General features: G+C 34.3%; 10 protein-coding genes. 6 read left to right on the forward strand and 4 right to left on the reverse strand.

The features are described 5' to 3' along the window. Positions 1-5 precede the first annotated feature (5 nt). Positions 6-1415 (forward strand): RagB/SusD family nutrient uptake outer membrane protein, encoded by a 1410-nt coding sequence (locus DR871_RS13035; protein ID WP_113667157.1) that lies wholly within the window; start codon positions 6-8, stop codon positions 1413-1415. Positions 1416-1479: 64 nt separating this feature from the next. Continuing rightward, complete coding sequence (locus DR871_RS13040) at positions 1480-4002, forward strand: S9 family peptidase (protein ID WP_165355338.1); 2523 nt, start codon at positions 1480-1482, stop codon at positions 4000-4002. A 43-nt stretch (positions 4003-4045) separates the two neighbouring features. Here DR871_RS13040 and DR871_RS13045 read toward each other — a convergent pair whose 3' ends face one another. From DR871_RS13045 to DR871_RS13060, 4 genes are all read right to left on the reverse strand, one after another. Beyond that, the gene (locus tag DR871_RS13045; protein WP_086452579.1) at positions 4046-4324 is read right to left on the reverse strand and encodes a DUF6520 family protein; all 279 of its coding nucleotides are present in this window, start codon (positions 4322-4324) and stop codon (positions 4046-4048) included. An 89-nt stretch (positions 4325-4413) separates the two neighbouring features. Then, positions 4414-5898: a MauE/DoxX family redox-associated membrane protein gene (locus tag DR871_RS13050; protein ID WP_113667155.1), complete on the reverse strand. Its 1485-nt coding sequence runs from the start codon at positions 5896-5898 to the stop codon at positions 4414-4416. An 87-nt stretch (positions 5899-5985) separates the two neighbouring features. Beyond that, positions 5986-6906, reverse strand: coding sequence for an AraC family transcriptional regulator (locus tag DR871_RS13055; protein ID WP_086452581.1), 921 nt, complete (start codon positions 6904-6906; stop codon positions 5986-5988). Positions 6907-6943: 37 nt separating this feature from the next. Next, the gene (locus DR871_RS13060) at positions 6944-7327 is read right to left on the reverse strand and encodes a DUF7793 family protein (protein WP_086452582.1); all 384 of its coding nucleotides are present in this window, start codon (positions 7325-7327) and stop codon (positions 6944-6946) included. 222 nt (positions 7328-7549) lie between these two features. Between DR871_RS13060 and DR871_RS13065 the strand changes: the two genes are divergently transcribed. The 4 genes from DR871_RS13065 to DR871_RS13080 all read left to right on the forward strand — a co-directional run bounded on the left by DR871_RS13065 (position 7550) and on the right by DR871_RS13080 (position 13175). Beyond that, positions 7550-9979 carry a bifunctional aminotransferase class I/II-fold pyridoxal phosphate-dependent enzyme/GNAT family N-acetyltransferase gene (locus tag DR871_RS13065; RefSeq protein WP_086452583.1) on the forward strand — a complete coding sequence of 810 codons (2430 nt, stop codon included), beginning with the start codon at positions 7550-7552 and terminating at the stop codon, positions 9977-9979. Positions 9980-10010: 31 nt separating this feature from the next. After that, positions 10011-10844 (forward strand): RteC domain-containing protein, encoded by an 834-nt coding sequence (locus DR871_RS13070; RefSeq protein ID WP_113667154.1) that lies wholly within the window; start codon positions 10011-10013, stop codon positions 10842-10844. A 484-nt stretch (positions 10845-11328) separates the two neighbouring features. Further along, positions 11329-11637 carry a helix-turn-helix domain-containing protein gene (locus DR871_RS13075; protein WP_113667153.1) on the forward strand — a complete coding sequence of 103 codons (309 nt, stop codon included), beginning with the start codon at positions 11329-11331 and terminating at the stop codon, positions 11635-11637. A gap of 83 nt (positions 11638-11720) precedes the next feature. Beyond that, the gene (locus DR871_RS13080; protein WP_113667152.1) at positions 11721-13175 is read left to right on the forward strand and encodes a DUF3945 domain-containing protein; all 1455 of its coding nucleotides are present in this window, start codon (positions 11721-11723) and stop codon (positions 13173-13175) included. The last annotated feature ends 7 nt before the right edge of the window (positions 13176-13182 follow it).

Consider the following 13182-nt stretch of genomic DNA (forward strand, 5'->3'; position numbering starts at 1 on the left):
GTAATATGAAAAATTTACAATTTATAACGGTACAAACAAAGCCATTTCAGGTGTATCGCATTCTTTTGGTTTTGACAGTGATACTTTTTTCAAGTTCCTGTAGTGATTTTGTAGAGGTTCCATTACCTAATTCTCAGCTTACAGGAACTACAGTGTTTGAAAGTGAATTGACAGCAAATGCATCAATGGCACAAATCTATGCACAACTTCGTGACGGCGGCATCCTATCTGGGTTACCTACTGGTGCATCTGTTAGAATGGGATTGTACGCGGATGAATTACAGGATTATACCAACTCTACAATTGCCCTACCTATTTACAACAATGCGCTTACGGCTGATAATGCTACTGTGGCGTCACTTTGGACTTCAAGCTATAGTCAAATATATAACGCCAATTCAGTTATTCAAGGAGTTGAAAATTCGACCGGGTTACCTATTGCGGTTAAAAACAGAGTGTCGGGTGAAGCACTATTCGTTCGTGCTCTAGTACATTTTTATCTATTACAAATTTATGGTAGCATCCCCTATATTACAGGAACCAATTATGAAATTAATAGAAAAGTTATGCGTAGTGCTGCGGATGAAGTATATGCAGCAATCGTGAAGGATTTAGAAAGCGCCAGTTCAAGATTACCTGAAAATTATAGTTCTTCGGATCGTGCAAAACCCAATAAAATGGTGGCCAAAGCCATGCTGGCCAGAGTATATTTATACAGGAATAAAAATACAGAAGCAGCAAATGAAGCAACTACTGTTATCAATAGTCCGCTTTATGCTTGGGAAACGGATTTAAACAAAATTTTTCTAAGAAATAGTAAAACTACTATTTGGCAATTAGCATCAGCAACAGCGGTACGAAACAGTAATGAAGGTACAACTTTTATTTTCGTATCAGGTCCACCACCAGTTTGTGCGCTTCGTACCGATTTTATGAATGCATTTGAAACAGGCGACCAACGCAAAGTGAATTGGACAAAGTCAGTTACCACCGGACTAAATACTTGGAATCATCCCAATAAATACAAACTGCGCACCGCAACAACAAGTTCGCAGGAATATTCTATTGTGTTGCGCTTAGCAGAACAATATTTGATTAGAGCCGAGGCAAGAGCAAAACTAGGCGATTTAGCAGGCGCAAAAGAGGATTTAAATAAGATAAGAACGACCGCTGGTTTACCAATAATTACCTCAACTATCGCCACTGAAATTTTATCTGAAATTCAAAAACAACGAAGATTTGAGTTTTTTACTGAACATGGGCATCGCTTTTTTGATTTAAAGCGCAGTGGAACAGTCGATGGAGTACTATCTGTTTCAAAACCAGGTTGGAACAGTGCAGATATTTTGTGGCCTATTCCAGAGCTAGAATTGAATGCAAATCCAAATTTACAACCTCAAAACACAGGATATTAAAGTTATGAAGCTATTAAAAAAAAATAGTACTATCGCTTTCAGTTATTCTTGTAAAAAAACAATTTTGTCATTTTGGATAGTATTATCCTGCTCTATTTACGGGCAGGATAATTCCAAAAAGAATATTGCTGTAGCAGAGTATGAAAGGTGGGGCAAATTAGAAAACAGAGCTATTTCCCAGAAAGGAAACTGGATATCATTTGATATGCAGTACAGCAATGGTTCAGATACATTATTTGTAAAACATACGCAGCAAAAGATTGGATTTAGTTATCCACTAGGAACACAAGGCAAATTTGGTGGTGAAATTGCATTTGGTGCCTTTCAAGGAGATAAAGTAATTGTTACCATCTTAGAAAATAGTGAAAAAATTATTATATCAAATTGTACTGCTTTTGAATTTGCAAATAGTGGGAAAATTATTGTGAGCTATTCCAGTGATGGGGAATTAATCATGAGAACAATAAAAAACAAAGAAATCATTTGTGTTCCAAATGTAACAGAATACCAATTGGATCAGCCTAACAATATCCTGTTTTATCACACTATCCATGAAGGGAAAAGTAGTTTCGGAACAATTAATCTTAGGACAAACCAAAAAACAGAATATTACACAACGACACATAAGTTATCTGGTCTGACATTAGCAGGATATGGAAAAGGTGTTTTTTGGCTCGAAGAGGGCATCAACGGGAAATACACAAAACTGAATTTCTACAAAACCCAAGATAAAAGTATTCAAACCTTTGAACCAAAATCATTCTTAAATTTTCCAGAAAAGCATGAAATTGTTACCACAAAATCTTTCAAAATTTCAAGTGATGGTAAAAGAGTGTTTTTTGGAATCGCGAAAGTCAAAGAAGAGGCAACACCAAAAAAAGACGATGTCGAGGTTTGGGATACAGAAGATTTATGGATTTATCCAAAAGCAAGCAGAGAAAATCTTGAGGGGTACGCCACTTTATCGGTTTGGTTTATTGAAGAAAAGCGGTGGAATACGATTACAAATAAAGAACTTCCTTTTGTACAGCTTAACGGCAGTAAATCAGTTGCAATACTTTACAATCCAACTGCATATGCACCTCATTTTAAGCGCTATGGAGAGGTTGACTATTTCTTGTACAATCTGGCTGATGGCACCAAAAAGTTATTTTTAGAAAAGCAACCTGGTGAAAATTACTTATTGTCTTTTTCTCCAAATGGAGCATACATATGCTATTTTAAAGATAAAAATTGGTGGCTGTACAATATAAAAACACAATCTACGGTGTCAATTGTTCCACCTGCAGGTTCCGAATGGGTTTCAAATGATTTAAAGTACATAACAAGACCACATGTTTTTGGAATGAAAGGATGGAGTGATAATGGAGAATACCTTTTGCTACAAGACGAATTCGACGTCTATCAATTTAACATCAAAACAAATAAACTAAAACGCATTACTAATGGACGAGAAAGCGGTACCTACTTCACTGTAGATGGTTCAAATATCAAGCAAATAGGAAATGACAATTACAATGGTTGGGCTCTTACTGAAATTAATTCAGCTAATAATTTAATCGTTTCATCAAGAAATGCGGCCACCAAGTCACAACAATTTAAATTAGTTTCTACATCCAACACTTTAATTCCAGTAGCAAATAATGCTACAAAATCAGATGAACTGCGTAGAGCCAATAATGAAGTCTATGTCTATCGAGAACAATCACATAATGAGTCTCCCAGAATTGTATCTTTTAAAAACGGTGTAAATAAGGTTCTGTTTGAAAGCAATAATCATGATAAAAACTTTAATCAAGGAAAGGTAGAACTAATTTCATTTTCGAATTCAAAAGGAGACAAACTGCAAGGATTATTATATTATCCGGTAAATTATGAAGTAGGCAAAAAATATCCGATGATAACCAATGTGTATTCGCAAATTACAAACTCATTGCACGAATATAGCATTCCGACTTTATACAACGATACCGGTTTTAATGTAAAGCATTTTGTGCAACAAAATTATTTTGTATTATTACCAGATGTGAAATATTATGAAGGAGAAACCGGAAATAGTGCACTGGATTGTGTTGTTGCTGCAAACAATGCCGTTGTAAAAACAGGAATGATTGACTTAAAGCATATTGGCTTAATAGGGCATTCTTTCGGAGGTTATGAAACAAATTACATTATTACAAAATCGAATATTTTTGCAGCGGCAGTATCGGGTGCAGCAATTTCTGATATGGTAAGTTGGTATTTTAGTAACTCAAAAAGTCTCAATATCCCAGAATTATGGCGAAGTGAATCGCAACAATGGAGAATAGGAAAATCTATTTTTGAAGACAAAGAGTTGTACCTAAAAAATTCACCAATACTTTATGCAGATAATATTACTACACCATTACTGTCTTGGGTGGGTAAAATGGAGACTAATTTACCCTACGAACAGAGTTTACTTTTTTATAATGCATTGAGAAGAGCCAAGAAGAAGAATGTTTTATTGGTATATCCAAAAGACCAGCATGTAATTGTAATCAAGGAGAATAAAATGGACCTTACAAAACGAATTACCGATTGGTTTGACCGATATTTAAAGGAATAAAATAAATAAGTGCAGTTTGAAAAAACTGCACTTATTCGTTAATCTACGGATTAACAGTTCTAAAAAGCGGCGTAGAACAGGTCGTTTCACTATCTTTATCGAATACTTGTGAAGAACCACTCATACAAAAAGCATTTCCAGTAACATCGCAATCTACGTTTACCAGTTTACAACTGGAAGGGAGTGGTGAATGGATATAACCATTAATAATTGCAGTAGCCGTTTGGCTTTCTTTAGCCGTACTAGTGGTTACAGCAGCAGCACTAGCCAATGAGAATGCTACCATTGGAAGCACCATCAATTTTAAAAAATCTGTTTTCATAATAAAAAAATTAATAATTATTATTTCGATCTACTCTTTTCTACAGGTTTTCGATCTTACCCCTGATACCGGCCAGTATATCTTTCATTTTATTTTTTTAGTTGCGTTAACATTGGGGTCCCAAAAGTATATTTTACAATTTGATGTCCTACTATTGCATACAAGGCCTTTTCAGTTATCAATAAATCACTCATTTTCATTTTATTTTCGTGGTAGATGTAGAAACTGAATAAATAGATTTTATTCGTAATATCATAAACATCAATTATAGAAGCATGGTCCCAGTTTTTTTTACTTTCGTAACGACCACGAAGCCCTGATTGATTAAACAAAAGTTCATTAAAGGCAGCACTTCTTAAATTAACAGTATAAGGCGGAGCTGCAAGTTTACTATCCCCTGATTTTTTGACTCTGACTACTTTTAATTTAGCTCTGGTAGTGGTATCTATAGTCGTAACGTGATGGACAAGTTGCAAAGCTGTATCGGCTACAATAAATTGATTCCGATAGAAATACGTATAAACGATTTTCTTTAAACCCTCACTGTAAGTCAGGGTTCCGTCCGTGTCAAAAATACCGTCTATTTGTTTTTGTAATAAGTGCTTTTGCTTTCTAATTTTTAAAGAATCATCTAAAGCTATTGTACCCAATATATTTTCGTAAGTACCTAATTGTTGCCCTCTAAATACACAAAGAGTAGAATCAATTGGCTGTAATGTAGTAAAGTAAGGTTTTTTGGTAACCCAAATGGTAGCTTTCCAATCAGAAACTAAACCCCGATAAATGATAGGAATAGAACCATCATAAAGAAAAAAATGAGCACCCAAAATTTTTGTTTTAACGGCTCTAAAAGGTAAAGTATCCGGAGTAAGTTGAATAGAATATTGTTTTTTATGTTGCAATGTGCTGTCAAACTCAATGATAGTTAAAGGAGAAATGGTATTTCCTAAATAGATATTTCCTTTAGAGTGGCCGACAAAGTAAAATCCATAATTATTTAAGTTTTTTGTTAAAGTCCTTGATGCAACGTTAGGAGTAAATCGACGAATAAATGGATTTTGCTTCTTCATAGTATCCTCTGATGATAGAAATAAAAAAACAACGAAAAGCACACTTGATACTACTATTAATAACAGTGAGATAATCCCTTTTTTATCATATTGATGAAGCAACAGACTACAACTACCTATGAAAATGAAAAAAAGGTTGAAAATCAAGTGTTCATTCCATCCTAACTTTTCTAAAATTCCACCACAAGAGCATGGAATAAACGAACTAAAATTCAAAATCAAAATAATATATGTAGTAAAAACAGTCATTAAGCCCACTGATAAATAAAGGGCCTTTATTCGACTTACTCGCAGAGATAAAGCAACTACTAGTCCCAATTCCGCAAAAATTACAAGAAACGAGATAGAAGCAGCATAAGCACTTAAAAGTGGAGACTGGCCTAATTGTGTTTGAAAGTTTTCAAAATCAATTAGTTTACTGATTGCAGCATACGTAAACAAAATGATATACAGGAAGCAGACCATCTCTAAAAATACATTTTGTAATTTAATATTCAGTTTCATAGTACTTTTTATTTAAAGCAAAATTCTGAATTATAAAATGACTATAGTTGTCTTTTTGGGAGTAAGAGATGACTAAAACGGATAACTTTAATCCTCAACTGACGAAATAAAACCAACTTCATTTCGCTTTAATTCGTTGGGAGAAAAACCAAATTGTTTTTTAAATGATTTTGAAAAATTTGGATAATTATTAAAACCATTCATGACAGAAATATTTTTTAACGGTATTCCAGTATGTTCAATCATAAAGAAAGCTCTTTTGAGACGCTCTTGATTATAAAACTGATAAATACTAGTCTTAAAAAAATGGCGAAAACCATCTTTTAATTTATGTTCATTAGTACCAAATTTAGAAGAAAGCACCTTTAAGGAGAGAAGGGGTTCTTCAAGGTGTGCTAAAATATAATCATAAAGTTTTTGAATCAATAACGCATCTGCCTTTCGAGTTTTATTATGTTTCTCGTTTTCATTCCCATACAGTAAAGGACTATAAGTATCTTGACGTGCAGGAGTAACCAGATTTATTATAATTTCCGAACCATTAACCAACCTTACAATGTTACTGGCAACCGAAATAGGTAAATGTTCTTTAGGTGTAAAATCTAATGTAATAGTTGTAGGCAAAGTACTATTTGCATCAACTACTTCTTGAAGTTGTTCAAAAGAAGCTGTAGTAATAATGTCCGCCAAAGATAGGTTGATCAACTCAGATTCGGAATGACCCAAAAAGGAAGTAACTTCAGGAGTAAAGCTCTTGATTAAAAAAGACGAATCTAAAACAAATGTGCTTAGAGCTGTAACTTGAAGGGTCTTATGTGTATTAATGTAACCAATTTGAAAAACCGACTCCTGCATTTCTTCCGCTACCATATTAATTAAAACAACTAGCGTTTCCAATTGTTCATCATTTGAACTTAAAGGAATGCGCGTGTTGAAATTGCCACGTGCCATCTCAAATAACATTTGATGAATTGTAACAATACGCTCTTCGTTGTATGTTTTATTCATAAGATTCAACTTTTAATTTTTTATCTTATAGTAAACGCTAAACAAACCCTTTTAGATAAATTAAAGCGTCATCTTCTTTCGTGAAAATTTGAGTAGGTACAGAGGGCTTACTAATCTCTACATAAAAAGTACTAATAATCAAGGAAAGTTTTTCATTTACAATAAGTGCTACTGCTTGCGTCAAAATAGAGCCCGACTGTGCTAAATGATCTCTTCCAGCTTTCTCAGTAGCAACAACACCCCTAATATCACATAAAATAGGATAAGTACATTCGTTTTGAAAATGAATTCTATCGGTTACAACGCACTGGGCTACCCTTAAATCAATAGTAGTATTAGGCTTGTATTCAAAAAAGAGAATGCCCCCAGAGATCCAAAACCTGGCAAAATCATTCTCATAAAAATCATGTGCTGCAATCATGTTTTACGAATTTAATTTTTCTAATTTAACAAAAATATAAACATCTATTAATAAGACACTTGCCAATTTGGGATTATTTGTTGCAATTTGGAAGTTTTAGTTGTCAATTCGGGACTTTGACTTGTTATATCGGGAGTATTGAGGTATTGGATGAAATAACTTTCAATTTTTATGATGAATTTTAGATATCTAAATTTTTAAAACAACTTAAACAATTTAAAAATGGCAAAAATTAAGCACAATAATTTCATAGACACAGTTGATGAGGTTTTATCAGGAGCAAAAAAAGAAGGATTACTACATCTATATGCAGAAGACAAAAAATTGACAGGTAGGACAATCCAAGTTAAGGGAAAGGAAATGTTTCATTTTGGTACAACAGGTTACTTGGGACTCGAACAAGACATTCGGTTGAAAGAGGCTGCAATAGCAGCCATAAACAATTATGGTACACAATTCCCACTTTCAAAGTCATATATTTCGCATCCGCTTTACAGTGAACTAGAGCAAAAAATTGAATTAATGTATGGTATACCACCCATTATAACAAAGAACAGTACATTAGGACATTTAGCTGTTATCCCGACATTGATAAGAGATGAAGATGCCGTAATAATGGATCATCAAGTACATTGGAGTGTACAAAATGCGTGTCAGCTTTTAAAGCTACGGGGAATTCCAGTGGAGATGATCAGACATAGTAATTTGGAAATGTTAGAAGATAAAATCAAACAATTAACTACCAAATGCAATAAAATCTGGTATATGGCTGATGGTGTATATTCCATGTTTGGTGATTATGCACCTATCCCAGAATTATTGGCTTTGACTCAAAAATATTCTCAGCTTAATCTCTATTTTGACGATGTTCATGGTATGAGTTGGCGAGGTAAAAATGGAACTGGTTTTATTTTTGATATGATAGAAGAACTTCCAGAAAATTGTATTGTGGTGAGTACATTAAGCAAAACCTTTGGAGCCAGTGGTGCGACGGTATTTTGCAGGAATCAGAAACTAAGAGATAAAATCAAAAATTTCGGCGGTCCATTAACTTTTTCCGCTCAGTTAGAACCTGCATCTGTAGCAGCAGCAATCGCTTCGGCAGACATTCATTTATCTCCTGAAATAGAATTGAAACAAAAAGTGCTAGCGGATAAAATCGATTATTTTAACCAGTTATTATCAAACGGAAACCTCCCCATAATTTCAAAAAATGATTCGCCAGTGTTCTTTTTGGGTATGGGTACGCCTGCAACAGCTTATAAGTTTGTGCATCGCCTATTTGAAGAAGGATTTTTTCTGAACTTGGGAATTTATCCAGCAGTTCCAATAAAGAATACAGGAATCAGAATAACATTATCGAGCCACAATAAGCTAGAAGATATTACAGCCTTAGCTGATGCAATGGAATACCATTTTCCCAAAGCTTTGGAAGAAACAAATAGTAGTGAAATCAAAATCAGACGGGCTTTTGGAATGGACAATAAAAAAGCAGAAAATATTTCACAATCAAAAGAGCAGGAGCTTTTTATCGAAGAAAAAAATACCATTCAAGATATTGAAAAATCAGCATGGAATCAATACATGGGAAAACAAAATATTTTCGATTGGGATGGTATTGTTTATTTAGAAAAAACATTTAGTCAGCATCCAGACCCGACTAACCAATGGGATTTTTACTATTATATCATTAAAGACAACAAAGGTATCATAGTATTAATGACCTTTGTTACCTACGGTCTTTGGAAAGACGACATGCTGGCTACTGAGTCGGTTTCTATCCATTTGGAAGAAATAAGAAAGACTAATCCTTTATACCTCACCTCAAGAGTATTGGGTATGGGCTCTCTATTTACCGAAGGAGAACACTGCTTTATCAATCAGGAACATCCTTTGGCAGAAAAAGCATTGAAACTATTATTGGATAAGCTAGAAGAAAAATTCAATGACTTAAATGCAGACATGTTAGTTTTAAGAGATTTCGAAAAAGACAACAGCTACAACAAAATAATAGTAGATCAAGGTTATTTCAAAATAGACATGCCGGAATCCTGTGTAATTGAAAATCAAGTTTGGCATTCACACGAAGAGTTTACAAAAACATTATCGTTGCGTTCCCGTAAACATTTCAATAAAGAGATAGAACCTTATGAGAAGTACTATGATGTTGTAATAAAAGATAAATTGAGCAAATCAGAAATAGGAAGAGCATATCAACTCTACAACAATGTAAAAGACAATAATTACGCTATCAATACATTCCGATATACCCAAAAAATTTTCGAAAACATGAATGAAAGTCCCAACTGGGAATTTATAGTATTAGCCCTGAAAGTAGAGCCTGAAAATCCATTTGTAGGAGTTATGTTTTGCTACAAAAATGACAATCATACCTATGTACCGGAATTAATAGGTATGGATTATAAATGGGCGAAAGAATACCAACTGTACAGGCAATTGTTATTTCAAACCATAAAAAGAGCTAATGAGTTGCAACTTCAAAAGATAGATTTTGGAGTGTCAGCCTCATTTGAAAAAAGAAAATTAGGAGCTAGGATAATTCCAAAAGTAGCCTATGTTCAGGCAAGAGACAATTACGCAATGGAACTTATGAATACTTTGCAAAATGATTACAAATCAATTGCAAAATGACGAAAGATATTGACAACTAATATTTAAAAAGATGTTTGAAAAAGCGATTGAATCATTTAATGCTGTCTGCAATGAAATTTTAGAGGCAAACGATACAATGCAAAATAAGGCTTGCAATGGAATTGTATTGTGTAATAAAACATTAACGAACTTAAAAGAGATAGTTGATAAAAATGATTTCAACACCGTTCCGGAGGAGATCGATTTTTTCAAAAATATCAAACCCGTTCCTATGAGTTTATTGATCTATTTTACAGAAGTGCGTTCCTGCGAGCTAAGAATGCCAAAAGCGGGAAACACTTATAAAGTCGAATTCCTCCAAAAAGAATTGCGGAAAATTAATAAGTTCTTTTACAGAAATGCCGATTTTGTGCATTATATGGAACAAGGATACAGTTATCTGGATCATCAATTCTTTACTCGAAACCATCGCGATAATTTTCCCTTTACACCTATGACTGATTATTACCAATTTCCGGAATTTTCAACATCGCAAGACATGCTCTGGGCAAAAGTAAAGGCGATGTATCGATTTATTCATTACATCCGACAAGCACTAAAAAGACTAAAAGTGGATGATTCTGATATTTTTGAAGAAAAAAAGCATAAAGTATTGGTATGGACAGGGCCAAAAACAGCTTTGACAGAATTAATCTACGCCTTGTTTTCTAATGGAACAATCAATCATGGTGCGGCAGATATTAATATGATAACGACATCATTTGAAGATTTTTTCAACATCAAACTAGATAACATTTATAAAACCTATACTGAAATTAAAGCACGTAAAAGCAGTAAGACAAAATTTCTGGAGGAATTAACGCTAAACCTACAGCAAAAAATGTATAGAGAAGACCAAGAATAAAGCCTTAACCACTATGCCCACAAGCAGTAAATCCTGATTTTAAAAGGATATACTGCTTTTTTTTATGCCAGAATCAATCAAAGAACAATTATCAGAAAAATTAAGGTTTTTACTTTTTTCATACTACGAAAGCCATGGGGATAAAATCCAATAAAAGCTGCTGAATTTTATAAAAACATACTAAACAGTACTAATCTAAAAACAGAAATCATGGTTTCACTCATTTTTCATGAGAAGATCACTCAAATAATTGGAGCCTAAAAAGAGAATATTTTAAATCGAATAAGAAATCATCATTTTATGGAGAATTATTTTCCAGTAAAACCAAGGCTTTAAGAATTTTAAATGTTAAAGTTTTTCAGTACTACGAAAGCCATTGGGATAAAATCCAACAAAAGCAACTGAATTTTGTAAAAGCATTTTAAACAGTACCTCTATCTGGAAGAATTGCTACATACTGCGTATTGAACCTAAATTTTTGATTATGAATATCGACAGAATAGAATTTATGGCTTGGATGGAGCGAATCATGGAGCGATTTGACATCCTTATGGAATTGGCAATTGGGACTAAAAATCAACATGCGATTATTGATGGAGAAGAGCTGTTGGACAATCAGGATATTTTACAAATACTGAAGATAAGCCCACGATCCTTGCAACGTTACCGCTCTTCCGGTAAGTTACCCTATTATACAATTAGTGGAAAAATTTATTATAAGCTCTCAGATGTGCACCAGTTCATCAGAGAAAGCTTTACCTCTCCCTTGTCCAAAGCAAAAGTCAACGGCTGACAAATGATGTCAATTAAAGCCAACCAAAGAGAAACAGTGGCAGCTTCTTTACTTTCGGCATAGAAATAGAAAATATTCAGATTATGAGCGAACAAACTTTAGATACACCAAAATCTCCCGAACAATTATCTGAGATATTATTGGTACTGGATAAAGAGAAAAAGAAAATTCAGGCTGTAAAGGGCATTGATAAAAATGGCAAGCTGGAAACCGTTGAACCTATAAAGAAAAACCAGAACCAGTTTATGCGGGTGGATAAGAATGGCGATTTATTTTCTAACTTTTTTTCTAATTTTTTCAGCCAATTAAAGGATCCTACTCGTTTTTCCTTTTTCAAAGTTACTGAACCTGTCGCTATTGATATGGCAAATGAAATGCAAAAACAGATGGATAGACCAACTCCCGAAGTAGAACAGCTGATGAAGCAACACGAAGTGAAAGCAGAACCTGATAAAAATAATAATAAACAAGAAAATAGAAATAGTATGGAAACAACACAGACAACATCGGAAACAGGTGGATACCGTTACAAACCAGAACAGATTGACTGGGAAACAATGAACAATCTAGGATTGAATAAAGAAAAACTTGAAAAGATGAACCTCCTTGATCCTTTATTGAGAGGTTTTAAAACCAATGAGCTTGTACCAGTAAGCCTTAATCTCGGCACTGCCGTTACTCGGATGGATGCACGACTGTCTTTACAACAAAATGATGAAGGAGCGGTTGTGGTTGCTATTCATGGTATCCGCAAAGAACCTAATCTGAATTTTGCTTTTTTCGGTCATGAGTTCAGTAAGGAAGATAAAGAGAACCTGCTCCAAACAGGCAATATGGGGCGTGTGGTCAATCTGATCAATCCTAAAACTAATGAGACCATTCTCTCTATTGTCAGCGTGGATAGGCTGACTAATGAGCTTATTGCTCTGCGAACAGACAAAATCAAAATCCCTGATGAGATCAAAGGCGTGAAACTGGATGATGTACAAAAGCAAACCCTTATGGAGGGTAAGCCGCTTCATATAGAGGGTATGACTTCCAAAAAAGGAACTTCGTTTGATGCAGAGGTACAATTCAATGCCGACAAACGTTTTGTAGAGTTCTTGTTTGACAGGAATAATACCAATAAGCAGGTACAAGGTAATGAGAAAAAACAATCGCTGGAAACTCCGAAAACTTTTAGAGGTAAAGAACTGGATAATGAGCAGTATCAAAAGTTCAAAGACGGTCAGACTGTCTATGTTAGTGGATTGGTGGATAAGAAAGGTAAAGAATACAATGGTTACATCACTTTCAACAAGGGGACAAACAAAACAGATTTTTCTTTTCAAAACCCGAACAAAATCAAAGAAGAGGCAAAACCTACCGAAGCTCATAAAACACAGACGGCAGTCAATTCTGAAGGGAAAACTAATGAAGCGACCAAGAATATCAAAGAGCCTTTAAAATCAGGACAAAAAAATCCCGACAGCAAGGAACAGCTGGAGGAACAAGAAGCAGCCAAAGCACCGGCCAAATCTAAAGGCATAAAAAGGTAATTACTAA

The organism is Flavobacterium petrolei, from assembly GCF_003314435.2.
GTDB lineage: Bacteria > Bacteroidota > Bacteroidia > Flavobacteriales > Flavobacteriaceae > Flavobacterium > Flavobacterium petrolei.